The 25,257-nt window shown below is 60.1% G+C and carries 15 protein-coding genes; 9 read left to right on the forward strand and 6 right to left on the reverse strand.

What is annotated here, in order from left to right; translation table 11 throughout:
• Positions 1-21 precede the first annotated feature (21 nt).
• The 5 genes from AACY19_RS00565 to AACY19_RS00585 form a co-directional block, all read right to left on the reverse strand.
• On the reverse strand, positions 22-393 hold the full coding sequence (locus tag AACY19_RS00565; RefSeq protein WP_339446902.1) for an immunity protein Imm33 domain-containing protein: 372 nt from the start codon (positions 391-393) through the stop codon (positions 22-24).
• A gap of 3 nt (positions 394-396) precedes the next feature.
• The gene (locus AACY19_RS00570) at positions 397-5,097 is read right to left on the reverse strand and encodes an RHS repeat-associated core domain-containing protein (RefSeq protein ID WP_339446904.1); all 4,701 of its coding nucleotides are present in this window, start codon (positions 5,095-5,097) and stop codon (positions 397-399) included.
• Entirely contained in the window at positions 5,094-8,000 is a 2,907-nt protein-coding gene (locus tag AACY19_RS00575; RefSeq protein WP_339446906.1) for a type VI secretion system Vgr family protein, read from the reverse strand. Before AACY19_RS00575 ends, AACY19_RS00570 begins: the two co-directional genes overlap by 4 nt.
• A 126-nt stretch (positions 8,001-8,126) precedes the next feature.
• Complete coding sequence (locus AACY19_RS00580; protein ID WP_339446908.1) at positions 8,127-8,642, reverse strand: Hcp family type VI secretion system effector; 516 nt, start codon at positions 8,640-8,642, stop codon at positions 8,127-8,129.
• Positions 8,643-9,022: 380 nt separating this feature from the next.
• Entirely contained in the window at positions 9,023-11,218 is a 2,196-nt protein-coding gene (locus AACY19_RS00585) for an OsmC domain/YcaO domain-containing protein (protein WP_339446910.1), read from the reverse strand.
• A 221-nt stretch (positions 11,219-11,439) separates the two neighbouring features.
• Here AACY19_RS00585 and AACY19_RS00590 point away from each other — a divergent pair, with 221 nt between their 5' ends.
• The gene (locus AACY19_RS00590) at positions 11,440-14,052 is read left to right on the forward strand and encodes a bifunctional diguanylate cyclase/phosphodiesterase (RefSeq protein WP_339446912.1); all 2,613 of its coding nucleotides are present in this window, start codon (positions 11,440-11,442) and stop codon (positions 14,050-14,052) included.
• 82 nt (positions 14,053-14,134) lie between these two features.
• On the opposite strand, the gene ppk2 is transcribed toward AACY19_RS00590, so the two are convergent.
• Positions 14,135-14,950: a polyphosphate kinase 2 gene (gene ppk2 / locus AACY19_RS00595; RefSeq protein WP_339446914.1), complete on the reverse strand. Its 816-nt coding sequence runs from the start codon at positions 14,948-14,950 to the stop codon at positions 14,135-14,137.
• Positions 14,951-15,123: 173 nt separating this feature from the next.
• Between ppk2 and AACY19_RS00600 the strand changes: the two genes are divergently transcribed.
• The 8 genes from AACY19_RS00600 to AACY19_RS00635 all read left to right on the forward strand — a co-directional run bounded on the left by AACY19_RS00600 (position 15,124) and on the right by AACY19_RS00635 (position 24,796).
• On the forward strand, positions 15,124-17,250 hold the full coding sequence (locus AACY19_RS00600; RefSeq protein ID WP_339446916.1) for a TonB-dependent receptor family protein: 2,127 nt from the start codon (positions 15,124-15,126) through the stop codon (positions 17,248-17,250).
• Positions 17,251-17,564: 314 nt separating this feature from the next.
• Positions 17,565-18,560, forward strand: coding sequence for a TRAP transporter substrate-binding protein (locus tag AACY19_RS00605; protein WP_445262275.1), 996 nt, complete (start codon positions 17,565-17,567; stop codon positions 18,558-18,560).
• 60 nt (positions 18,561-18,620) lie between these two features.
• Complete coding sequence (locus AACY19_RS00610; RefSeq protein ID WP_339446919.1) at positions 18,621-19,253, forward strand: TRAP transporter small permease; 633 nt, start codon at positions 18,621-18,623, stop codon at positions 19,251-19,253.
• On the forward strand, positions 19,250-20,533 hold the full coding sequence (gene dctM, locus AACY19_RS00615; RefSeq protein ID WP_339446921.1) for a C4-dicarboxylate TRAP transporter large permease protein DctM: 1,284 nt from the start codon (positions 19,250-19,252) through the stop codon (positions 20,531-20,533). Before AACY19_RS00610 ends, dctM begins: the two co-directional genes overlap by 4 nt.
• Before the next feature lie 84 nt (positions 20,534-20,617).
• Positions 20,618-21,571 carry a TAXI family TRAP transporter solute-binding subunit gene (locus tag AACY19_RS00620; protein WP_339446923.1) on the forward strand — a complete coding sequence of 318 codons (954 nt, stop codon included), beginning with the start codon at positions 20,618-20,620 and terminating at the stop codon, positions 21,569-21,571.
• Positions 21,572-21,643: 72 nt separating this feature from the next.
• The gene (locus AACY19_RS00625; RefSeq protein WP_339446925.1) at positions 21,644-23,671 is read left to right on the forward strand and encodes a TRAP transporter permease; all 2,028 of its coding nucleotides are present in this window, start codon (positions 21,644-21,646) and stop codon (positions 23,669-23,671) included.
• Positions 23,668-24,096: a DUF1850 domain-containing protein gene (locus AACY19_RS00630; protein WP_339446927.1), complete on the forward strand. Its 429-nt coding sequence runs from the start codon at positions 23,668-23,670 to the stop codon at positions 24,094-24,096. Before AACY19_RS00625 ends, AACY19_RS00630 begins: the two co-directional genes overlap by 4 nt.
• A gap of 337 nt (positions 24,097-24,433) precedes the next feature.
• Positions 24,434-24,796 (forward strand): DUF6124 family protein, encoded by a 363-nt coding sequence (locus AACY19_RS00635; RefSeq protein ID WP_339446929.1) that lies wholly within the window; start codon positions 24,434-24,436, stop codon positions 24,794-24,796.
• The last annotated feature ends 461 nt before the right edge of the window (positions 24,797-25,257 follow it).

A 25,257-nucleotide genomic window follows, 5' to 3' on the forward strand; every position in this document is an offset into this window, starting at 1 on the left:
GTCCGTTCCGCGCCAGGACGATTACTCCTCCCCTTCCTCATCCTCTTCTTCATCGCCATCCATCCAGACATCTTCATAGCCATCTTCATCGATGATGAATCTCGCGCCGATGGGCAAACACAGATACTTCTCCACGTCCGCCAGCCGCTCGTCCAGATGATGAACGTGCACCGGCTGGAAGAAATCCGGAGCATCTGAATACTCGCCGCAGTAAATATACCAACTCACATTGCCGCCTTCTGGCGGTTCATCCCGGATGCCGAACACCGGGGACTGGCCGATTGTGCCAAGGGCCACGGCGACCATTTCTTCCGGAGGCAAAACCGGCATGTCGTATTTTTCACAGATTGCTATCTGCGATGCGTCGGGATACTCAAGTTCGGTTTTTTGCATCAGTCATATCCCCAACGAAGAATTCATGCATTTCGAGAAGTTTGAAGCATGCCCCCCCTGACTGCTCGAACACGCACGGCAGTGCGGTTGAACGGCCTTGAGCGAAGTTTGCGTCGCCACGTTATTGCTACCCGTTCGATAGTGTTCGACCACCAGAGGGTCTATATGGTCTGCGACCATTGTAGAGCCACTCGTCCCACAAACAACACAGGCTTTGCCTTGCACCGAGGCCTTTTGCGCTTTGGTCGGGCCGCAGGCGCTTTGCCGTTTATAGCGTTTGGCAGTGGCCGGATTCGGCTTGAAGGTATTATCGGGGATGCCGTATTTGTTGACCTTGACCTTTTTCCCCGTGCCGTCCTTGACCTTGGTGATTTTCTTCGCCAACCCCAGCGGGTCCGTCCAGCCCGTCGGGTTAGGCGCATAGGCGTAGCCGTTCAGCCCCCCTTCGAAGCCAATCGGGTCCTTGCTGATGTAGCGCCCGACATGCGGATCGTAGTACCTGTAACGGTTGTAGTGCAGGCCGGTTTCGTGGTCGTGGTACTGACCCTGGAAGCGGATCGGGTTGGTCAGCCCTTGTTGTAATGCCCATTCGGAACGTTGTTCACGCGCCTCGCCCCAAGCCTTGTAATGCGCACTCCAGACAACGTCGCCCTGTTGATTGGTCAACTCCTGCGGCGTGCCCAAGTGATCGCACTGATACCAGCTCAGCGCATCGAAAGACGCGGTGATCGGTGTGTGATTCCACAGCGGATCGTCGTCGAGGCTGTAGTCGTCGCTGTACTCAGGCAGTTGCGCAAGGACAATCGGCTGGTGTCGAAGCGCCTGCGCGACGGGGATAAACGAGTCGGGCTCGAACACGTAATGCACGGTGCGACCGGGCCGGTCATCGCCTTGAGCCGGGCTGCTTTCCCAGGCGAGGTTATCGCCATCCCAACCGTACAGCGTGAAGCCGCAACCCAGTTCGAGCTGTTTGCGCGCGTGTTCATTGCGGTTCCACTGCGTCCCCGCCTCCGTGCGCTCCTTGTAATGCACGCTGGAGTTTTTAAACAGGCGCCGGCCCAAGGCATCGTAAGCAAACTCGACGCTCAGGCGCGCATCGTCAAAGTGCTTCAGGCGATCAAACAGATCCCAGCGCATCCGGCTGTAACTGCCGTTATGCCAGCGCAGGGTCTGATTGCCACGCTCGTCATAGTCGTAGTGCGTACCGGCGTATTCGCGCAGCAGGTTATCGAGCATTTTGCTGCGTGGCTTGTCGCGTTCCAGCGGTCGCTGCACCTGGGCGTCCGGGACATCGAGCAGGTTGCTCGCCGGGTCAAAGGCAAACGTCTCGACGCCCAATCGGCTGACAGCGCTGAGCAAGCGGCCCACCGGGTCATAACGATAAGCCAGCGGACCGCGCCGGCTGTCGTCCAGGTGCGTCAATTGCCCGATGGCATCGTAGCGATACTCACGCTTGAGCAAGGTCGACTGGTCGTCGCTGCGCCCGAGCAATTGTTCCTGCAGACGCCCGACCGGGTCCCACTTCTGCGTTTGCACCAGACGGTTGCCCTGATGCCGCGCCACTTCGCGGTGCAAGTCATCCCGTTCGTAACCGATCAGGTCATGCTCATCCAGACGCATACCCAGCAGATGGCCGCTGCCATAGGTCAGCCAACTGACGCGATGGCCGTCCGGGCGAACCGTGGCGGTGCGCAGGTTGAGCGGGTCATATTCATGTTTCCACACCGCCACCAACGGCTTTTCCAGCCCCAGGTAGTGCTGGTGCTCGCGGATCAGATTGCCCGCCGGATCGTGGAACCACTGCAGGAGGGAGTCGGCATTGCGCGCCATGACCAGGCGACCATTGCCGTCATAGGCGTAGCTCTCGCTTTGCGTCTCATCGCCCAGGCTGGCCCGGCGTTCGGTCAGTCGGCCCATCGCGTCGAAGCTGAAACGAAGGGTGCGTTGGCCGTCGTGGGTGCTGGCGAGGTTGCCGCTTTCGGCATCGTATTGATAACGCTTGGAGCGCCCGTCAAATCCGGTTTCTTCGAGCAGGCGGTTCATCGGATCGAAATGAAAATGCGCGCGCTGGCCGTTTTCATTTTCCAGGGTCGTCAAACGACCGAGACGATCCCAGTTGTAGTGCAGCGTCTGTCCGGCGGCATCCACCCGCTCGCTGACCATGCCGGCGGCGTTGTAGCGCCACGTGGTGGTCTGCTCCAGCGCATCGACATGCACCAGCAAGCGTCCCTCGGCGTCGTGCTCGAAGCGTTCTTCGGTCTTGTCCGGATGGCGGATCAGAGCCAACAGGCCGTTCTGGTAGACGTATTCGGTACTGAACCCGGCAGCGTCGGTGAACAGCGTCACCAGCCCGCGCGCGTCGTACTCCCAGGCACTGGTCTTGCCGGAGCAATCGGTGTACGTCAGCAAATTCCCGGCATCGTCGTATTCGATGACCTTTTCATTGCCGATGGCGTCTTTGATCGAGGTTGGCAATCCCGCCTTGTTATAGGCGTACTCGGTCTTGTTGCCGAGTGGATCGATGTCTTCGACCAGGTTGCCGCGATCATCGTAGGCTCGCTGCCACTGCCCGTCCTCGGCATCGCTGACCTTGATCAACTGGTCCTGATCATCGTAGGCGTAATGCTCTGCGCTGCCGTCGGGGCGCAGGTGTTCCAGCAGATTGCCGCGTTCATCGTAGGCGTAGCGATCCGTCGAGCCATCAGCGTGAACATGGCGCACGAGGTTTTTCGCCTCGTCGCGAAACAGCCACTCCGAGCGCTCGTCAGGGTGACGAACGCGGTAGGTGTAGCCGAGGATGTCGTAGTAGTGCCAGGTTTCGTGACCATACGCGTCAGTGACGTAGGTCAGGCGGATATTCTCATCCCACTCCAGACGGGTATCGAAACTGCCGTCGTCGGCCCATTCACGGATCGCCCGGGCATCGGCGCCGTCGCCCTGCCACTCAAGGTTCATGCCGCGGGCGGTGCGGTCGGTATAGCGGGTCAGCAGGTGGTGCCGATATTGATAAGTCCACGCCGCGCCGTTCTCGTCCCGCGCTTCGATCAGGTCACCGGATGCGTCGTACTGATAGCTGCACAATTGTCGCAGCGGCACGCCGTCGCGAATCTCCCACAGCCCGGTCAGTCGCCCGTGCTCGTCGATCAGCGTGCCGACATGGGCAATCACCTGGCTGACATCGTCCTGATAAGTGATCAGGTCCGACAGCACCGATTCGTCGCCCACACGGTGCTCGTAGTGCAGCATGACGCCGGCGCCGTTGCGCAGTTCGACGGCCACGAGCACATAGCGCTGACCGCGACGGCGGTAGGTTTCCTTGCGCTCGAAACCGTGGCAGAGCAGCAACTGGTCTTCGCCGGCGCGCACCAGCGTCACATTCTCCACAGCGTCATAGTGCAATTGACCCACCCGGGGATGCGGGTACTCATGACGACGGCCATCCGCACCGTAGAACAGCAATGCCTCATCGCGCAGATCAAAACGCGTGCTGAATTCGGTCAGCCAGCGTGCGCCGAGCATGCCGTGGTCATACGCCGCCAGACGCGAATGGTAGGTGCGCGCCCAGGCGATGGGGAATGCGCCGGCGACAATGAAATCGGTATGAACCAGCGTCTCCGAACCCAGGGCAAAGTTGATGCTGTGGCAAGTGCCGGTGCACGTGCCATTCTTCTGCGGTTTCGCTGCACCCTTGGCCGAAGCCTGTTGCGAGGTAGAACCCAACTGCCCCTCGCCCGCCCGCTGCTGGCTGCGGCTGGTGGCATTGGGTTTGACGCTGGCGCTCTGCCCGTGCGCCCGGCGCTTGCGCCAGGTCAGCACCGCGCCACCGAGCATTTGCAACAGCCAGCCAATCGAATGGCGCGTGCCGGGATCACCCAGTTTGCTCATCTGGGTTTTGATTTCCGGGCCCATCGCGCGCAAGGTCGCGGTGTGGGTCGTCACCAGTTTTTTCGCTTGTTCGGGCAGCAGGTTTTTCGCCGCACTGTTGGCGACACCTTTGCCCACGGCTTTGTAGGCACTGAACGCGGCGCCGAATATATTGCCGATGGCCGCCTTCGGATTGTTGAGCAGTTGATTACCGGCCGCCGTGATCTTTTGCCCGGCCGCCCGCGCATCGCCCTTGGCGTCGAGCTTGCCGTTGACCACGGAGTCAAGGCCCTTGGCAATTTCGGTGACGGCGCTTTCGCCCAGTTTGCCGGCATCCGAGAGAATGCCCGAGAGCTTGCCTTGCGCCTGTTTGACGAAATCATCGATGGTGCCGACGATGGTCGCATTCAAGTGTCCGACCACCACCTCGATCAGCGAATCGCCGAGCAGCATCTTCGCGCTGTTGCGCAGCTCCTGACGCACCAGAAACAGCGTCGGACGCAGGCTCATTCGCGCCGCCGCCATGGTCGGCGGCGCCGGCAGCACGCCGATCAGGTTGATGCCCAGGCTCACCCAGTCGAGCAACTGGCGCTGCTTGCTTTTGGTCAGCGTGACGATATCGCCGAGGGCATCGACCAGCGCCATGATGTTGCCGACCACTGGCAAACCACCGGCAACGCTTTTGATGCGGTCCAGCGTGACCACGCCGCCACTGATCGACTTGAGCCACGCGTCAAAGCGCGCGGCACCGCGCCCGACGTCCTGAATATCGAGGGTATTGAGCGGGGCCACCGCAACCTGTGGCTCGCGGGGTTTTGCTGCAGTCGCTTCAGTGCTCATGAAAGAATTTCTCCCGCCCGCAGGCCCGGGGTTTTCAACGATTGCTCAGGCAAAGGCGACGCCGGAAGTTTCGGCAGCGTGCCGTTTTTGCTCGCCGCGCCCAGGATCTGCGATGCACTGGGCAGCGCCGCACTCGCCAGTTTCGGCAGGCCGGCGACACCGCCCTGCACCGCGCCCTTGACCTGCTGCGCGGTTTGCAACGCACCTTGCGCGGACTGCACGGCACCCATGCCGGTTTCTGCCAGCGCCTTGCCCTTCTCCAGCACGTCCCAGTTCTTGCTCGGCAACACTTGAGCGACCATTGCTTGCACCTGACTCGGCACGTCTTCCGCGCCCGGCGGATTCAACGGCCACTCCGGTTTGCCGATGTAGCTGCCGTCGCTCCAGGTGTCCGCCGGGTCTTTGCCGAACAGCACCCGCGCCGGCCCCGGTGCGGCGCCGGAGACGCTGGCGAACCCCTTGCCATCGAGCTTGCCCTTGATGCTTTTGCCGAGGGCATCAATGACTTCGTAGTCGCCCTCCTTGATGCCCTGACGACCGGCGTATTGGTTGAACAACTCAAGGTTGCCCTTGCCCGGTTTCGGTGGTTCCGGGAACACCCCGGCCAGACTCTTCGCCCCGGTGTAGGCAAAATTCGCCGCATGCGCGGTGTACGGGCCGCTGGTGGCGTGGGTGATGCCGCCGGCGTTGTAGGTCGTGGCGCTGCCGCCACCCTGAATGACCAGTTCGGTCTTGGCGGTGATGGTGATGCGGTCGGCATTGGCGGTGATGTTGAGCTTGGCCAGCAGGTTGATGCTGTCCTTCAGCGCCTTGACATCGATGTCCCCGGACGCCGCCACCAGACGCCAACCCATGCTCTGCACGAACAGGCGCATGCCGCGACTGGCACTGGCGAGCAGGCGCTTGCCGACGGAAAAACTGGTGTGCCCGGTGCTGCTCAGCGCCAGGTGTTCGCCAGTGGCGATGTGGCTGGAGCGCGGCGTGGTCAGGGCGATGCCGGCCGGGCTCGCGAGCACCAGATGCGGCTCGGTGAATTCCGGGAATTCGTTGGCGGTGAGGTTCGCCGGACCCGAGCCGAGTACGCCTTGATGCTGAGCGTGCAACGCCTTGGCCACATCGTCTTGATCCCCTGCCTCCTGCGCTTGCAGTTCCTTGGCCTGCACGGCGAATGCATCTTGCTGATCACTGGCCGTGGCGAGCCGCTCGGCGGTTTCCGGCAAATCCTTGTGATGCCTGGATTCATTCGGACGTGGCTCGGTGGTGATCAACAGACCGGCCCCGGCACGCACTGCACCGTGGCGGTCGGTACGCAATTCGAAACCCTCGCCACGCGGCTGACCACCGCTCGGGCGCGGATGCGTCAGGTAGCCCAGATTGATCGCACTCGCGCCATGGTCGCTGCGCAGCGCAATGCTGATCTCGCTGGTGGTGTCATCAATGCGCAATTCGTTGGCACGGCTGCCCTTGTATTCCTTGCTCTTGACCGTGGCGAGGGTCTTGAAATCCGGCAGCTTGTACGGCGGCAGATTGGCGCCGTGGTACAGGCAACCGGTGATCAGCGGCTGGTCGGGATCGCCCTCAAGAAAGGTGATCAGCACTTCCATGCCGACACGCGGAATGTTGATCGAGCCGAAGGTTTCCGCCGCCCAGCTCGACCCGACGCGCATCCAGCAACTGGTCATGTCGTCGTGCTTGCCTTCGCGATCCCAGAAGAACTGCACCTTCACCCGGCCGTACTGATCGCAGTAGATCTCTTCACCTTCCGGGCCGCACACCACAGCGCTCTGGGTGCCGAGGACTTTCGGTTTCGGGTGATCGAGCGGCGGACGGTACGGCACGTCCCACGGAATCGCAGTGAAGCGGTTGCGGTAGCCTTGGTGGAAATCGTCCTTGAGCTCGGTCGTATCGCTGGTCACCGACTCTTCCAGCACTTGCGGCTGCTTGCCTTCGTGAAAGATTTCCGTGAGCAGCCAGAGGTCGTTCCAGGTCGGGTTGGCGTGCTCGGTCAGGGCGAGAAAATGCCCACTGACCAGAATCGGCTGATCGCTGTTGCCCTCGGCCAGACGGTAGTCGCTGCGATGACGTTCCAGCGCGCGATTGGCCAGGTGTTTGCCGCGCTCGCGATCAACGAAACGACCCGGGTAGTCGTAATCTTCCAGATCCGGTTGCGCGCTGCTTTTCGCGTCGCTTTCGAGCTCGATCTTCGGTTTGACGAAGTCGTAATCGCGCCGCGTGGTGCGGCTGGTGCGGGTCACCAGACGCAGGCCGAAACGCTTGATCACCGGTTTGTCGGCAACCAGCCCGGAATCCTGCTGATAGGCCACCGGCGGCAGTTTCGGGAAGATCGTCTGGTCGTCACCGAAGTTCAGCGTGTGGCCGCTGGCGGTGTGCTGAAAGTGGTAGTGAATCCCCTCCTCTTCGCACAGGCGCTGGATGAAATGCAGATCGGATTCGTCGTACTGCACGCAGTAAATGCGTTCCGGATAGACCGCGCTGAGTTCGAAGTGATAGTCGCTGGAAAGGATGCCGTGCTCTTCCAGCACCAGCGTGATGATCTGCTGCACGGTCTTGTGCTGGAAGATGCGCTGATTGACCCGGTGCGCGAGGTACGCCAGTTGAGGACGCAGGGAAATCGTGTAGCGCGTCAGGCGCTTGCCCGCCTCACCCTGGGCGACGCTGTAGACCAACCCGTGAATCCCGCTGCCACTGGGCGACAGCTGCAGAAAAGCCAGTTTGTGCAGCACGCTTTCGAGGTTGATCGACGCTTTTTCGCTGACCAGCTCCAGCTCGAATTCGAAGGGGGTGTTGAGTGCCTCACGACCGGTGAAGGACAGCACCTGAAAATCGCTGTCGATGCCATCGACGGTCAGATTGAAATGAGGCTGATTGGCCGGTGAGAACATCCTTGTTCCTCGCGCAATGCTGCGATGCTCGCCAGCGCCATCAGGGCCGCCAGCGAAAGAGTCCTGTCGAAATCAAGCGGTCCCGCTTGGCCTCGCCGCGCAGAACCGCACCCCCCTCAGCCGTGATCAGGCGATCGGTGTACGCCAGTCATCGGAGCCAGAAGTGCCGGAGACTTCATGGGTCCAGGTGATTTTGCGGTAGGTCATTTCGATGTCTTCGAGGTGCGTGAAGCATGCCGTGGCCGGGTCCTGGCAGTTGTGCATGTAGTCTTTGGCGCTGACCAGAATCGCGTCTTCGAGCACGGTCGTGTAGTAGTGCTCCTGGGTGCCTTGGGCCGAGGTGCGGAACCACTTGATTTCGACCTTGCTCAGACGCTCACCGGAGGTCAGGGCGGCCTGCAGCAGCGGCGAAGACTTGTCGAACACCTTGGTGATTTTTACCGGTTTGTGCACGCGCTGGCCGGTTGGCTGACCGGATTGCGGATCACGCGGAATGATCACATCGTGATGAAACGCCTGCACCATCACTTCGTCTTCGTGACCTTCCTGGAAGGTGTTGCCCACGGAGTCAGCCGTGAACGCGCCGGCGGTGATCAAGCCTTGTTTCTCGCCAGTGATCGACATGTACGCTGGGGTTGCCATAGGGGCTCTCCTTGCTCAAAAACGACATACCCGACAGGCGTTATTGCCCGTCTGGCTGGGCAGGAACGCATCAACATTCATGCCAGCCATCACATAGCTTTTATCTTTCAGAGCGTTACGCGCGAGTTTTAATCAACACACCAGCGATCAACGCAAATACACGTGTTTAAGTGCGCAAAAAGTTGCGCAGTGGTGTGCAAGAAGTTGCGCAGTTGGCTGAGAGACTTGATCCAGAGCGTCTGAAGGAACGCTTGGCGAGCGAATCCAGCCAAGCAGTGCGCAACTTCTTGCGCACTGTTTAACCGGGGCATCGACGCGACATTCAACTTTTTTAAACGTCGATGAGTTTAAAAACGACAGCATCGGTGTGGGCCGGGCCATCAGCCGGTGACATTGGCCCGCGCCGTATGCAGCTTCTTGTAGCTCTCGATCAGGCGCAGATGGCGATCCAGCCCTTCGAGTTTCAGGCTGGTCGGCGTCAGACCGTAGAAGCGCACACTGCCGTTGACCGAACCGATCGCCGCGTCCATGCGCTCGTTGCCGAACATGCGGCGGAAGTTGGCTTCGTAGTCTTCCAGTTGCAAATCCTCGTCCAGTTCCATCTCCAGCACCACGTTGACCGCTTGATAGAACAAGCCGCGCTCGACGGTGTTGTCGTTGTATTGCAGGAAGGCTTCGACCAGGTCTTTCGCTTGCTCGTACTTCTGCAGGGCGAGGTAGATCAGCAGACGCAGTTCCAGAATCGTCAGCTTGCCCCACGGCGTGTTGTCGTCGAACTCGATGCCGATCAGCGTGGTGATGTCGGTGTAATCATCCTGCTCGCTGTTTTCCAGGCCTTGGGCGAGATTGCGCAGACCCACCTTGCTCAGGTTGTGCAGGTTGAGGATGTCGGCGCGAAATTGCAGGGCTTTGTTGGTGTTGTCCCAGATCAGGTCTTCGACCGGGTAGATCTCCGAGTAGTCCGGCACCAGAATCCGGCAGGCCTTGGCGCCGATGTGCTCGTAGACCGCCATGTAGACTTCCTTGCCCATGTCCTCGAGGATGCCGAACAGGGTCGCGGCCTCGTCGGCGTTGGAGTTTTCACCCTGGCCTGAGAAGTCCCACTCGACGAATTCGAAGTCCGGTCTGGCGCTGAAGAAGCGCCACGACACCACACCACTGGAATCGATGAAGTGCTCGACGAAGTTGTTCGGCTCGGTGACTGCCTGACCGGAGAACGTCGGCTGCGGCAAATCGTTCAAACCTTCGAAACTGCGGCCCTGAAGCAATTCGGTGAGGCTGCGCTCCAGCGCCACTTCCAGGCTCGGGTGGGCACCGAACGAGGCGAACACACCGCCGGTGCGCGGGTTCATCAGGGTCACGCACATCACCGGGAACTCACCGCCCAGCGACGCATCCTTGACCAGCACCGGGAAGCCCTGCTCTTCCAAGGCTTTGATGCCGGCGAGGATGCTCGGGTATTTCTCCAGCACTTCTTGCGGCACGTCCGGCAGGGCCATCTCGCCTTCGAGGATTTCGCGTTTGACTGCGCGCTCGAAAATCTCTGACAGACACTGCACCTGCGCTTCGGCGAGGGTGTTGCCGGCGCTCATGCCGTTGCTGAGGTAGAGGTTTTCGATCAGGTTGGAGGGGAAGTACACCACTTCATTGTCCGACTGGCGCACAAACGGCAGCGAGCAGATGCCGCGCTGGGTGTTGCCGGAGTTGGTGTCGAACAGGTGCGAGCCACGCAACTCGCCGTCGCGGTTGTAGATCTTCAGGGTGTAGTCGTCGAGGATTTCGCTCGGCAATTCATCTTTCGGGCCGGGCTTGAACCATTTTTCGTCCGGGTAATGGACGAACTCGGCGTTGGCGACCTCTTCGCCCCAGAACTGGTCGTTGTAGAAGAAATTGCAGTTCAACCGTTCGATGAATTCGCCCAATGCCGAGGCCAGTGCGCCTTCTTTGGTCGCGCCCTTGCCGTTGGTGAAACACATCGGCGAATGCGCATCGCGAATATGCAGCGACCAGACGTTGGGCACGATGTTGCGCCACGAAGCAATCTCGATTTTCATGCCGAGGTCGGCAAGGATGCCTGACATGTTGGCGATGGTCTGTTCCAGCGGCAGGTCTTTGCCGGCGATGAAGGTGCCGGCGTCCGAACTGACAACCGGCATCAGCAAGGCCTGGGCATCTGCGTCGAGGTTGTCGACTTCTTCGATGATGAACTCGGGGCCGGTCTGCACGACTTTCTTCACCGTGCAACGGTCGATGGAACGCAGGATGCCCTGGCGATCCTTGTCGGAGATGTCCGCCGGCAGCTCGACCTGAATCTTGAAGATCTGGTTGTAGCGGTTTTCCGGGTCGACGATGTTGTTCTGCGACAACCGAATGTTTTCTGTCGGGATGTTGCGTGTGTCGCAGTACAACTTCACAAAGTAAGCCGCGCACAAGGCCGACGATGCCAGGAAGTAGTCGAACGGCCCCGGTGCCGAACCGTCGCCCTTGTAGCGGATGGGCTGATCGGCGATCACCGTGAAGTCGTCGAACTTGGCTTCAAGTCGAAGGTTGTCGAGAAAGTTGACCTTGATTTCCATGCGGGATTACCAGAATACGGCTAAACGAATGGCGGCCATTATCCGGTTTTTGCGCCGGATGTCTTGTGCTTTCGGGATCGGCCGCTGATCGGCGAACGGGCGTCGGAAAGGCAAAATACGCGGGGTTCACTACGCTTTTGAGGGCAGTGGCAAAGAAGAGTCGGAACATTGCGTTCGCGCCACGGCTCTAGATTCAGAAGACAGCGGACAAGGACGAGCACATGGACATTTCCAGCTATGCGGCGCCCCTTCCACCCCGGCAAAGCGCCGTCACTCGCCGCCTGGCCATTGCGGTCGGCGCACTGTTCGTCAGTGGCGTTATCGCCGCGTTCGCCACCCTGCTCGGTATCGCCAACCGCCTCGACCGCGAAGAAATCGACGAAACCCGCTTTTACTCGGCCCGCGCCCTGGAAAACCGCATCACCGCCTCAAAAAACTACCTTAGCAGCTACGCCTACTGGACCACGGCCTACGAACATCTGGGCGAACCGCTTGACACGAACTGGGCGTACACCGAGCAGAATGTCGGCCAAACCCTGTTCACCACGGACGGTTACGACGGGGTGTTCGTACTCGACCGCGACAGCACCCGCTACGCCGTAGTGCGCGGGCAACTGCTGGACTCGGACATTTCCGCGTTCCTGCAATGGCCTGCCGCTGCGCTTGTGGATCAGGTGCAGAGCCAGAGCGACCTGAGCAAACCGGTCACCGTGTATTCGCTGTTCGAAGGCTGGCCGGCGCTGGTGTCGGCTGCGGCGATCATCCCCAACGATGCGCGGCCCTTGGGCGATCCGCAGAAAACGTCGGTGCTGGTGTTCGTCGACACACTCACGCCAACCAAGCTGCGCCTGCTCGGCAGCACTTTCGGCCTGCGCGATCTGACCCTGGCCCCGGACGATACCCTCGCCGCTGACCGCCCGCGCGTGCCGCTGGACAATACCGGCTACAGCCTGATCGCCGAACTGGATCGACCCGGCCAACAATTGCTGTGGTCGCTGCTGCCGACCCTCGGCGCGACGATGCTGGTGCTCATGCTGCTGACCGTGTACTTCCTGCGGCATGCCTTGCGCTCCTCGCAATACGTCGACAAGAGTTTCGCCGTCATGCAGGCCACCAACCAGGCGCTCGAGGCGGTCAACCGGGGCCTGGAGGCCAGCGAAGAACGTTTTCGTGCGGTGGCGGAAGCGGCGTCGGACTGGATCTGGGAAGTCGACCGCGAGCTGTCGTTGACGTACCTGTCGGCGCGCTTCAGCGAAGTCACCGGTTACCCGCAAACCCTGTGGCTGGGTCAGGACATCGGCCAACTGCTGCACTGCGACACCACGCCGCTGGAGTTGTGGCTGCGCAAGTTGAGCGAAGAAAACAACGCCAGCGACCTGCGCTGCACCTACCGCGATCACTCGGGCCAGCCACGCCACTGTCGCCTCTCTGCACGGCCGATCCACGACCACGACACCGTGATCGGTTATCGCGGCACCGCCAGCGATATCACCGACGAAGTCGCCGCCCATGCGCAGATCCAGCATCTGTCGATGCACGACGCCCTGACCGGCCTGCCCAACCGCAACAAACTCGCGCGTTATCTCGAAGACGCCTTGCTGCTGAAGGAGCACGCGCCGCCGCTGTCGTTGCTGATGATCGATCTGGACAACTTCAAGCCGATCAACGATTCCCTCGGCCACCCCGCCGGTGACACCGTGTTGCAGGAAGTCGCTGCGCGCCTGCGCGAATGCACCCGCGAACTGGACATCGTGGCCAGGCTCGGCGGCGACGAATTCATTGTGGTGCTCAACGGCATGGACAGCCGGCACGAACTCGACAAGTTCTGCTCGCGGCTGATCGGCAGCCTGCATCAACCGGTGCTCTTCGAGCATCACCCGCTGCACATCGGCGCCAGCATCGGCATCGCCCTGAGCCGCCGCCACGGTCATGTCCCCGGCGACCTCATCCGGTACGCCGACATCGCCCTGTATCAAGCCAAATCCTGCGGCAAGAACACCTGGTGCTATTTCGAAGCGCACATGAGCGACCAGATACAGACGCGCCGGCAAATGGAAGACGACCTGCGCCACGCCCTCAAGCACGATGAATTCATCCTGCACTATCAGCCGCGCTACAAGGTCGATGGCAAGCAGATCGTCTCGGTCGAAGCCCTGGTGCGCTGGCAGCACCCGACCCAAGGCTTGCTCGGCCCGGACGTATTCATACCGTTGGCCGAGCAAACGGATCTGATTGTGCCGCTGGGCCGCTGGGTCTTGCGTGAGGCCTGCGAAACCGCGCTGGGCTGGCCGGAGGATATTCTGCTTTCGGTCAACCTTTCGCCTGCGCAGTTTGCCGCCAGTGACGTCGTCGAAGAAGTGCGCGAAGTGCTGGTGCACACCCGCTTCCCGGCCAGCCGCCTGGAACTGGAGATCACCGAGAACGTCATGCTCAACGACACCGACGGCGCGTTGACCACCATGAACGCGCTGAAACAACTTGGCGTGCGGTTGAACATGGATGATTTCGGCACCGGTTATTCTTCACTCGGCTACCTGCGCGCCTACCCGTTCGACGGGATCAAGATCGACAAGCGTTTCATCGCCTCGATCAGTAGCGGCAACAACGACCGCGCCGTGGTCCAGGCGATCATCGGGCTGGGCAAAGCCATGGGCCTGACCGTCACCGCCGAGGGCGTCGAAACTGAAGAACAACTGGACATTCTCGACAAGGATCAATGCAACGAAGTGCAGGGCTACTTCATGAGCCGGCCTGTCGACAAAGCCGCGTTTGCACTGCTGTTGCAAAACGCCAGAAGTACACAGGCGAAGCAGAAGAAAGGCCGGGTGACCTGAGAGTTGCGGGGGCAGTGGGTCAGTCAGCCGCTTCGGCGCAGACAATCCGCATTCGCGAGCAACCCCGCGCCCCCAAAAACCGTCAGAACATGTCGGTCACGCGCCGGTACGGATAGCTCGGTTCCTTGTACTTGCCCGGCTTCTGCCGTTTCGGCAATTCCACCTTTTCGCGCTTCACATCCTCATAAGGAATGCGGCTGAGCACATCGTTGATGATGTTCAGCCGCGCCCGGCGCTTGTCGTTGGAGTCAGCGACCAGCCATGGCGCGTGCTCGGTGTCGGAGTGTTTGAACATTTCATCGCGCGCGCGTGAGTAGTCATACCAGCGACTGTAGGACTTGAGGTCCATCGGCGTCAGTTTCCAGGTCTTGCGCCCGTCATTGATCCGCGCCTCCAGTCGTCGGGTCTGCTCTTCGGGGCTGACTTCCAGCCAATACTTGAGCAGGATTACCCCTGACTGCACGATGGCATGCTCGACCAACGGAATCGATTTGAGAAATTTGTCGGCCTGCTCGTCCGTGCAAAAGCCCATGACCCGCTCAACGCCGGCGCGGTTGTACCAACTGCGATCAAAGATCACCACCTCACCACCCGCCGGTAGATAAGGCAGGTAACGCTGCACATGCATCTGGCTCTTTTCGCGTTCCGTCGGTGCGGGCAGTGCGACCACCCGGAATACACGCGGGCTGACACGTTCGGTCAGCGCCTTGATCGTACCGCCCTTGCCGGCGCCATCGCGTCCTTCGAAAACAATGCAGACCTTCACGCCTTTGTCGATCACCCATTCCTGCAACTTGACCAGTTCGACGTGAAGCTTGCGTAGCTGATCAAGGTAATCCCTGTTCTTCAACTTGGGCGTTTCAGCGGCCTTGGCAGTTTTTTTCTTGTCTTTGCTCATGAACGAGCCCTCACGAATGGCCGGGGAAGATCGGCGAATGGCAGACTCGTGAGGTTAGTTGATGACTTGCCGTTTGCCATGGTCGGACAAAAAGCAAAATCACCATGTGTTTCCTTCGTTCTTTGTTACGTCGCACTGTTCATTGCCCGCCCTTGTCTGCCTGGAGCTTTTCGATGCCGTCGCCAAAATCCCTGCCCACTGCCCTTCTGGGCCTGGCCCTTGCCTGCCCGGCAATGGCCGAAACTCAAGGTCTGGAACTGGGGCAAGTGCTGATTTCGGCAGATGAACGTGGTGATTCAGACGCCAGCGTCGAAGAGGCCAGGACACGCCTCGAACAAGTGCCCGGCGGCATCAACGTGGTCGACATGCGCCAACCGTTGCAGGGCCGTGTGGCGAGCAATCAGGATGTGCTGGCGTATCAGCCGGGGGTTTATGCGCAGTCGGCGGGCAACGAAGGCGTGAAGATTTCCGTTCGGGGCTCGGGCCTCAACCGCGCGCCAGGGGCCCACGCGTCGGGGCTGTACACGATGCTCGATGGCTTGCCATTGACCGGCCCGGGCGGCACACCGTATGAATTGCTCGAACCGCTGTGGGTCGATCACGTTGAAGTGCTGCGCGGCGCCAACGGTTTTGATCGTGGCGGGCTGGCCCTGGGTGGCGCCATTGATTATGTCAGTCACACCGGCTACACCGCGCCGAAACTGCAAGTGCGTTATGCCACCGGCAGCCACGGCTATCAGCAGCGTCAGGTCAGTTCCGGGCAAGTGCTCGGTGACTTCGATTACTACGTTTCGCTGACCGACTCGAATGCCGACGGCTATCAGGATCACACCGCGAGCGAGAGCAAAGGCGTGATCGCCAACTTCGGCTATCGCTTCAACCCGAACCTGGAAACCCGCTTCTATATCCGCTACCGCAAGACCGACAACGACCTCGCCGGCCGCGTGACCAAGCACTCCATCGAACACTCGCCCCGCGCCGCCAATCCGTCCTATGTAGCGCGCGACGACAGCCGCAAACAACCGGGCAGCACCTTCATCGGCAACAAGACCACCTTCTACATCGACGACGATTCGAGCATCCAGACCGGCCTCGTCTACCACGACTACCCGATGGACCTGCGCGAAGGCCCGAACCGCTTGAAAGTCGCCTACACCGACGTCAGCGGCACCTTCGACTACAAGCGCCGCGACACGATTTTCGGCATGGAAAGCCGCAGCAACGTCGGACTGCGCGTGACCAAACACCTGCCCAACGACGGCGCCAGCGAGTTTGTGCGCATCCCCGCCGGCAACACTGCCCGCTACGCGCCCGGCACCCGCATGCGCAACTTCACCTATCAGGGTTCGGACACCGTTCTGCACTTCGGCAACGACCTGGAAATCGCCGACGACCTGTGGCTGACCACCGGCCTCGCCGCCATCTACACCCGCCGCGAAAGCGCCGTGACCTACCCGCAAAGCGGCGGCAAAACCAGCCTGAACGACTGGGACTACGCGCCACGCCTCGGCCTGCGTTACCAGATCAGCCCGGACCTGCAAGTGTTCGGCAACCTCAGCCGCTCGGTTGAGGCGCCGCATCCTTGGTCGCTGATCTACAGCTCCAACGTGCGCTTCCCCGGCGGCAATGGCGCGGCGACCGGCACACAAAAAGACCCGATCAAATTGCAAAACCAGACCGCGACCACACTGGAACTGGGTGGCCGTGGCGACAGCGCTGTCGGCGAATGGAGCCTGGCGTGGTACTACGCGCAAGTGCGTCATGAGTTGTTGTCGGTGCTACCGGACGCCAATGCCGTCACCCCTTATGAGTTGAACGCCAGCCCGACCGTGCACCAAGGGATCGAAGCCAGCCTCAACAGCAAACTCTGGTCGGCTGCCGATGGTCGCCAGTTGAGCTTGCGTCAGGCGTATACCTTCAGCGATTTCCACTACCGCGGTGATGATCGCTTCGGCGACAACCGCTTGCCGGGGTTGCCGATGCATTACTACCAGGGCGAATTGCGCTACGACTGGCCGCAGGGATTCTTCGCGGCGGTGAACACGCAACTGGTGTCGAAGACTGCCGTGGATTATGCAAACAGCTACTACGCCGATCCTTACGCCCTGTTCGGCGCCACCCTCGGCTACAACGCACCGAAAGGCGACTGGCAAGGTTGGGTGGACATGCGCAACCTGACCAACAAGCATTACGCGGCGACGGTTACACCGGGGTATGACGACAAAGGTCTCGATGCCGCGCGATCAACGCCGGGTGAAGGGATGGGGGTTTATGTCGGGGTGTCGTGGAGTCTGCTCTGACCCCTGCGACGGTGGGCGCCAGACCTGCTGGCGATGGCAAAGTGGCTGGATGTCCCACCGCCATCGCTGGCAAGCCAGTTCCCGCGATGATCCGCGCTGTACCGCGACTTGGTGAGCGGCCCGAAAACCTGTAACAGCGGGCTTGCTCGCGAACGCGTCAGCCCATCGGGCATCGATCCAACTGATCCAATTCTCCGCCCTCCCGCTTTTAACTCTCCAACTTCCAGTTTTCTGCCTAGACTTGCGTTTGTCCTGACTGACGAAAGTGCTCAGCTTTCGAGCCCTTTGAAAACAAAAACAAGAGGAACCGTCCGATGCTCAGATCTCTCTACACAGCCCTCGCCTGTGCGTTTGCGTTAAGTACCCTGAACGTGGCGATGGCGGCCGATCCGGTGATTATCAAGTTTTCGCATGTGGTCGCTGACCAGACCCCCAAAGGCCAAGGCGCGTTGATGTTCAAAAAACTGGTGGAGGAACGCCTGCCAGGCAAGGTCAAGGTTGAGGTCTATCCCAACTCCTCGCTGTTTGGTGACGGCAAAGAGATGGAAGCGCTGTTGCTCGGCGATGTGCAGATGATTGCGCCGTCCCTGGCCAAGTTCGAACAGTACACAAAGAGCCTGCAGCTGTTCGATCTGCCGTTCCTCTTCAATGACATCAATGCCGTCGACCGCTTTCAACTGAGCCCCGCAGGCCAGGGGCTGCTCAAGTCCATGGAAAGCAAGAACATCACCGGACTGGCGTATTGGCACAACGGGATGAAGCAACTGTCGGCCAACAAGCCACTGCGTGTTCCTGGCGATGCCCGTGGACTGAAGTTCCGGGTGCAGGCGTCTGCCGTGCTTGAAGAACAGTTCAAAGCCGTGCGTGCCAATCCGCGCAAGATGAGTTTTGCCGAGGTTTATCAAGGCCTGCAGACCGGAGTGGTCAACGGCGCGGAGAACCCTTACTCGAATATCTACAGCCAGAAAATGCACGAAGTGCAGAAGTACATCACCGAATCCAACCACGGTGTGCTGGATTACATGCTGATCACCAACACCAAATTCTGGAACGGTCTGCCACCCGACGTGCGCAGTGAGCTGGACAAGATCGTTGTAGAAGTCACCGCGCATGTGAACAAGGAAGCCGAGCAACTCAACGAGGGTGACAAGCAACGCATCCTGGCGGCCAAAACCACGGAGATCATCACCCTGACGCCGCAAGAGCGCGAGCAATGGCGAGACGCGATGAAACCGGTGTGGAAAAAGTTCGAAGGCGATATCGGCCCTGAACTGATCTCCGCAGCTGAAGCCTCCAACAAGGCCCAGTAATCGCAGGCAGGCGCTGCCAGCGCGGCGCCTGCCAGTCTTCACTCGACGTGAGATGCCACCATGAACACGCTTCGGCGAATCTGGGAACACTTCGAGGAGGGCTTTATCGTCTTCCTTCTGGCCGCCATGACCCTGGTTACGTTCATTTACGTGATCCTCAACAACTTCTACAGCCTGTTCTACTGGCTGGCCGATCACTGGCCAGCGGCAAGCACCCCGATGTTCGCCATTGGCGATCAGATCATGGGCATGGCTCAGGCAATGACCTGGAGCACCGCCCTGACGAAAGCCCTGTTCGGCTGGCTGATCTTTTTCGGGCTGGCCTACGGTGTGCGCACCGCCGGGCATATCGGTGTCGATGCATTGGTCAAAATGACCAGCCGCTCGGTACAACGCTACATCGGCATCGTCGCCTGCCTGTGCTGCCTGGCTTACGCAGGATTGCTCGGTGTCGCCAGCTTCGAATGGATCCAGACATTGATGACTGCCGGCATCGGTGCCGAAGATCTGGGGCACTTCGGCATCATGCAGTGGCATATCGGGCTGATAGTGCCGTTAGGGTTTACGTTGGTGTTCATCCGCTTCGCGGAAATCCTGCTGCGCATCCTGCAAAACCGCCAGACCGGTCTGGGCCTGGCTGACGAGGCCGCCGACGCGTTGAAACTGGCTGAACACGAGGATGACAAATCATGACCATCGCCTTCCTGTTCGTGGCCCTGTTCGTCCTGATGTTCATTGGCGTGCCTATCGCCATTTCCCTCGGTCTCGCCGGTTCGTTGACCATCATTTTCTTCAGCCCCGATTCCGTGCGCTCCCTGGCAATCAAACTGTTCGAGACCTCGGAGCATTACACGCTGCTGGCCATTCCGTTTTTCCTGCTCGCCGGCGCGTTCATGACCACCGGCGGCGTGGCTCGTCGCTTGATCGACTTCGCTAACGCCTGTGTCGGGCATATTCGCGGCGGCCTGGCCATTGCCGCAGTGCTGGCCTGCATGCTGTTCGCCGCCCTCTCCGGCTCAAGTCCTGCGACCGTGGCGGCGGTGGGTTCGATTGCGATTGCCGGCATGGTGCGCTCCGGTTATCCGCAGGCCTTTGGCGCCGGCATTATTTGCAACGCCGGCACGCTGGGCATCCTGATCCCGCCTTCGATCGTGATGGTGGTCTATGCCGCCGCTACCGAAACCTCGGTCGGCAAGCTGTTCATGGCCGGTGTGATACCCGGCCTGTTGCTGGGAACGGCGCTGATGGTGACGATCTATATCGTCGCGGTGAAGAAAAACCTGCCGGCCTTGCCGCGTGCGACACTTCGGGAGTTCCTGGGTACGGCACGCAAGGCCATATGGGGCTTGCTGTTGATGGTGATCATTCTGGGCGGCATTTATTCCGGGATGTTCACTCCGACCGAGGCGGCGGCAGTGGCGGCTGTCTACTCGGCGTTCATCGCCTTGTTCGTCTATAAGGATCTGACGTTTCGTGAAACGCCAAAGGTCCTGCTGGAGTCCGCCAAACTGAGCATCATGTTGATGTTCATCATTGCCAACGCCATGCTGTTCGCCCACGTCCTGACCACCGAGCAACTGCCGCAACAGATCACTGCCTGGGTGATCGAAGCAGGCCTGACACCCGTGGCATTCCTGCTGGTGGTCAACATTGTCCTGTTGATTGCCGGTGCGTTCATGGAGCCGTCGGCCATCATCCTGATCCTGGCACCGATCCTCTTCCCCATCGCCATGAAACTGGGGATCGACCCGATTCACCTGGGCATCATCATGGTGGTCAATCTCGAAATCGGTCTGATTACGCCGCCGGTCGGGCTGAACCTGTTCGTGACGTCGGCAGTGACCGGCATGTCCTTGCCCGCCACCATCAGAGCGGCGATGCCCTGGCTGGCGATTTTACTGTTGTTCCTCGTGCTGATTACGTATGTGCCGTGGATTTCGCTGGCACTGCCGGCGTGGCTGGGGATGAGCTGATGGCCCTTGACCCGGCACCTGCGGCGCAATCGACTACAGTGCAATCACTCTGCTTAAAACCATAACAAGACGGAGAGTTTCCCCATGCGAGTCAAGTCACGCTTCGCCCTGCTGGCCGCCGCCACGCTAGCCATCAGCACCACCGCGGCTCAGGCCGCCCCCGTGTTCATCAACATCCTGACCGGCGGCACCAGCGGGGTTTATTACCCGATCGGTGTCGGCCTGTCACAGATCTACAGCGACGGCATTCCCGGCTCGAAGACTTCGGTCCAGGCGACCAAGGCCTCGGTGGAAAACCTCAACCTCTTGCAAGCAGGCCGAGGTGAGTTGGCGCTGGCCCTGGGCGATTCGGTGGCCGACGCCAAAAACGGCGTGGAGGATGCGGGCTTCAAGGCGCCCCTGACCAAATTGCGCGCCCTCGGCGGCGCTTACCCCAATTACATTCAGATCGTTGCCAGCAAGGAATCGGGGATCAAGACGCTCGCCGACCTCAAAGGCAAGAGCATCTCCGTCGGCGCGCCAAAATCCGGCACCGAACTCAACGCACGGGCGATCTTCAAAGCCGCCGGCCTGACCTATGAGGACATGGGCAAAGTGCAATACCTGCCCTTCGCCGAATCGGTCGAGTTGATCAAGAACCGTCAGCTGGATGCGACCTTGCAATCGTCCGGGTTGGGCATGGCAGCCATTCGCGACCTGTCCTCGGTGATGCCGCTGAATTACATTGCGATCCCGCCTGACGTGGTCACGAAAATCGGCAACCCGGCCTATCAGAGCGCAATGATCCCGGCCAACACCTATGACGGCCAGGCCGAAGCCGTACCGACCGTGGCGATCACCAACATTCTGGTGACCCGCGCCGACATGCCCGATGAGGTCGTCTACGAGATGACCAAACTGCTGTTCGATAACCTTACGCGCCTGGGCAGCTCCCATTCGGCAGCCAAGGACATCAAGCTGGAAGCCGCCGCCAAGAACCTGCCGATTGCCCTCCATCCGGGCGCCGAACGCTACTACAAGGAAAAAGGCGCGTTGTAACTGCCCACGGCGCAGTGGCTGCGTTGCCGCTGCGCTTCCGATTGTTTCCAGTCGTCATAAGGCAGGCCGCTAATGAGTGACGAGCATCAAGGCATTTCCGCGAACCCGCGGGACTGGCCCAAAACGTTGTTTTACGTCGCGCTGCTGTTCTCGGTTTTTCAGATTGTCACTGCAGCCTTTTCACCCCTCTCCAGCCAGGTCCTGCGTGCGATACATGTCGGTTTTCTGCTGTGGGTGGTGTTTCTCAGTTACCCCGCTTACGGCAGCACCCGCCCCTGGCAACCGCTGGCCTGGCTGCTGAGCCTGGCAGGGATCGTCACCGCCCTCTATCAATGGGTGTTCGAGGCCGATCTGATCCAGCGTTCGGGCGACCTGACGCCGACCGACATGGCCGTGGGCATTGTGCTGATCGCGTTGGTCTTCGAAGCCGCACGACGGGTGATGGGCATCGCTTTACCCATGATCTGCGGACTGTTCCTCGCCTACGGTTTGCTCGGTGAATACTTGCCGGGCGAGCTGGCCCATCGCGGTTACGGCTTCGACCAGATCATCAATCAACTGTCCTTCGGCACCGAAGGGCTGTACGGGACGCCGACCTACGTCTCGGCAACTTACATTTTCCTGTTCATCCTGTTTGGCGCGTTCCTCGAACAGGCCGGCATGATCAAGTTGTTTACCGATTTCGCCATGGGTTTGTTCGGCCACAAACTGGGCGGGCCGGCCAAGGTTGCCGTTGTCTCCTCGGCGCTGATGGGCACCATTACCGGCTCGGGGATCGCCAACGTCGTGACCACTGGGCAATTCACCATTCCGTTGATGAAACGCTTTGGCTACCGCGCCGCATTCGCCGGCGGGGTCGAAGCCACGTCCAGCATGGGCAGCCAGCTCATGCCGCCGGTGATGGGCGCGGTCGCCTTCATCATGGCGGAAACCATCAATGTGCCGTTCGTGGAGATTGCCAAGGCAGCCTTGATACCCGCGATTCTGTATTTCGGTTCGGTGTTCTGGATGGTGCATCTGGAAGCCAAGCGCTCCAACCTCAAAGGCTTGCCCAAAGACCAATGCCCCAGTGCCTTCGGGGCAGTAAAGAAAAGCTGGTATCTGCTGGTTCCGCTGTTAGTGCTGGTTTACCTGCTGTTTTCCGGGCGTACACCGCTGTTCTCTGGAATGGTCGGGCTGGCCTTGACCGCCATTGTGATTCTCGGCTCGGCGATCATCTTCAGGGCACGCAGCTTCGGCCTGCGCTGTGCGTTCTGGGTGGCGCTGGGCGTGGTCTGCACAGGCTTTTTCCAACTGGGCATCGCGGTGATTTTTGCGGTCATAGCCTTGCTGGTGCTGGTCTGCGTGTTCATAAAGGGCGGCCGCGAAACCCTGACCGTCTGCCTGCACGCGTTGGTTGAAGGCGCGCGTCACGCGGTGCCCGTGGGGATCGCCTGCGCACTGGTGGGCGTGATCATCGGGATCGTTTCACTCACCGGTGTCGCCTCGACCTTTGCTGGCTACATCCTCGCCATCGGCCGCGACAATCTGCTGCTCTCGCTGATTCTGACGATGATCACCTGCCTGGTACTGGGCATGGGCATTCCGACCATCCCCAACTACATCATCACCAGTTCCATCGCCGCACCGGCCCTCCTGGAACTGGGCGTACCACTGATTGTGTCGCACATGTTCGTGTTCTACTTCGGCATTCTCGCCGACCTGACCCCGCCGGTCGCCCTCGCCTGCTTCGCCGCCGCCCCCATCGCCAGGGAAAGCGGCTTCAAGATCAGCCTGTGGGCGGTGCGCATCGCGCTGGCCGGCTTTGTCGTTCCGTTCATGGCGGTCTACAACCCGGCGCTGATGCTGCAAGACGACAACCTGTGGATGACCGCCTACATGCTGATCAAAAGCCTCCTCGCGGTCGGACTCTGGGGCATCGCCTCCACCGGTTTTCTGCAGCAGAAAATGGCCGTCTGGGAACGCTTCCTGAGCCTTGGCGCCGGAGCGCTGCTGATCGTGGCGCTGCCGCTGACCGACGAAATCGGCTTCGCCCTGGGCATTCTGGTGATTGCACAACACCTCTGGCGTGCCCGGCACGCCCGTTTGGCCAATGCATGATCGGTCTGTGCCTGGGCCTGGCCGGCAGCGTCTGGGCGCAACTGCCAATGACGCATTTCACCCTGGCGTGGAACCACACCATCGAAAAGATTCGCTGGGAGGAAGACTATCGCGTCACCCCGCAAGGCCTGCTGCTGGGGGACGCCAGAATTCAAGGCAACGGCGCCGGCATGGAAATCCCCGAGGACGCTCGACTGGCCGACGGTAGCTGGCATTTCCAGCGCCATTTGCCGCCCCTGCAACCACTGAAACTGGGCCGAACCCCCGAGGCCGGCGACTACCAACTGTGCGTCGAAGGAGCATGCCAATGGATCAGCCATTGGATTGGCCCACCTGCCAGCAGCCAGCCGTTCATAGAGCTGTGGAGTTGCGAGGCCTTCGAGGGGCTCAGGCTTCATAAACCACCCGTTTCAACGACCCGTTGAAAAGCGTTCCGAAATACGTCCAACAGGCTACAACGCCTTGCGCCGTTGCCTACGACTACGCCAGAATCCGCCGGCTTGTGCGCCGGGTGGGCGGGTTCTATCGTGGGTCGGTCACTGAATAGCAGTGATCGGGTTTGGTAGCCCGTGTATACAAGGTGCGCAATTTCACTATTGGCGAAAGTTTTCGCCTGGCTTTTATGGTGGTCATGCGCAGGGCGCTTTCGAGCGCGCCGGTTTTCCTTGTGTCCCGGTCTACCAACCTGTGCATGGCTGCCACCCATCGTTTGGTAGCGAGAGGGTGATGGTTTCTTTTCAAGCGACACAAGGAAATTACATCATGTTCAAAGTCACACCAAACCCGCCAGACACTGATCCAATCTCGGGCGACGCCCCTTCAGACGCGAAGAAATTCAACGAAGCCGTCGACCGCGCCCTCTCCCATTACCTCGGCCCTGCACCGGAAATCATGGGAACCCCGTATCAACCCAACACCATGTTTATTGCCAACCCACAAACCAAGACTGAAGAACTGCTGGTGAATGCCAGCGAATCACTCGGCTCGGCTTCGGTGATGCTTGGGGACGTGATCGGGCTGGTGCAGGGACCGGCACGCAAGACACTGCAAGGTATTGCGCAAGTCGTAATGCTTGGGGAGTTGGCGGTGAACCAGGCGTTGGACAACGTGGTGCCGGTGGAGTAAGCGGCGATCCGGTATGGCGGCGATTAGGCCGCCATACCGGAGAAACTGAAAGAAAAATGAGCAAAACGACCGGTTTCGACCCATTGCGGCTAGCCTGAGTCGACTAATGCCAGTAAACGAATATCACCCAGTGATCACATCTAACTTTCGATGTAACTAACTATGCGCATGACGTCGCCCATATTTTTAAGCCTGACAGTAAACTCTCCAGTTTTATTCTCTTTCGCGCCGGGAATTCTTCGAAAATCTGCGCAAGTGAAAAATCTGACTTAACTATCCAAGTTGAATCGACACAATGCCACCAAGAGCCCAACGCCATTATTGCATCATGGAATGTTTGAATCATCCAATTTTTGGCAGGCCACTCCCATCTCAGGCCCATCAATACTTCTTTTGATATATCTTGAGTGTCCGCTTATGGCTTTGGGTTCAACCGGTCGCTAGCGAACGACCGCTAATGG

The sequence above is a fragment of the Pseudomonas sp. EA_5y_Pfl2_R50 genome, from assembly GCF_963970475.1.
Taxonomy (GTDB): Bacteria; Pseudomonadota; Gammaproteobacteria; order Pseudomonadales; family Pseudomonadaceae; genus Aquipseudomonas.

What these genes read in the sequence shown, in the direction of transcription:
- AACY19_RS00565 (WP_339446902.1), bottom strand. Translation starts at nt 393, where the DNA reads ATGCAAAAAACCGAACTTGAGTATCCCGACGCATCGCAGATAGCAATC.
- AACY19_RS00570 (WP_339446904.1), bottom strand. Translation starts at nt 5,097, where the DNA reads ATGAGCACTGAAGCGACTGCAGCAAAACCCCGCGAGCCACAGGTTGCG.
- AACY19_RS00575 (WP_339446906.1), bottom strand. Translation starts at nt 8,000, where the DNA reads ATGTTCTCACCGGCCAATCAGCCTCATTTCAATCTGACCGTCGATGGC.
- AACY19_RS00580 (WP_339446908.1), bottom strand. Translation starts at nt 8,642, where the DNA reads ATGGCAACCCCAGCGTACATGTCGATCACTGGCGAGAAACAAGGCTTG.
- AACY19_RS00585 (WP_339446910.1), bottom strand. Translation starts at nt 11,218, where the DNA reads ATGGAAATCAAGGTCAACTTTCTCGACAACCTTCGACTTGAAGCCAAG.
- AACY19_RS00590 (WP_339446912.1), top strand. Translation starts at nt 11,440, where the DNA reads ATGGACATTTCCAGCTATGCGGCGCCCCTTCCACCCCGGCAAAGCGCC.
- ppk2 (WP_339446914.1), bottom strand. Translation starts at nt 14,950, where the DNA reads ATGAGCAAAGACAAGAAAAAAACTGCCAAGGCCGCTGAAACGCCCAAG.
- AACY19_RS00600 (WP_339446916.1), top strand. Translation starts at nt 15,124, where the DNA reads ATGCCGTCGCCAAAATCCCTGCCCACTGCCCTTCTGGGCCTGGCCCTT.
- AACY19_RS00605 (WP_445262275.1), top strand. Translation starts at nt 17,565, where the DNA reads ATGCTCAGATCTCTCTACACAGCCCTCGCCTGTGCGTTTGCGTTAAGT.
- AACY19_RS00610 (WP_339446919.1), top strand. Translation starts at nt 18,621, where the DNA reads ATGAACACGCTTCGGCGAATCTGGGAACACTTCGAGGAGGGCTTTATC.
- dctM (WP_339446921.1), top strand. Translation starts at nt 19,250, where the DNA reads ATGACCATCGCCTTCCTGTTCGTGGCCCTGTTCGTCCTGATGTTCATT.
- AACY19_RS00620 (WP_339446923.1), top strand. Translation starts at nt 20,618, where the DNA reads ATGCGAGTCAAGTCACGCTTCGCCCTGCTGGCCGCCGCCACGCTAGCC.
- AACY19_RS00625 (WP_339446925.1), top strand. Translation starts at nt 21,644, where the DNA reads ATGAGTGACGAGCATCAAGGCATTTCCGCGAACCCGCGGGACTGGCCC.
- AACY19_RS00630 (WP_339446927.1), top strand. Translation starts at nt 23,668, where the DNA reads ATGATCGGTCTGTGCCTGGGCCTGGCCGGCAGCGTCTGGGCGCAACTG.
- AACY19_RS00635 (WP_339446929.1), top strand. Translation starts at nt 24,434, where the DNA reads ATGTTCAAAGTCACACCAAACCCGCCAGACACTGATCCAATCTCGGGC.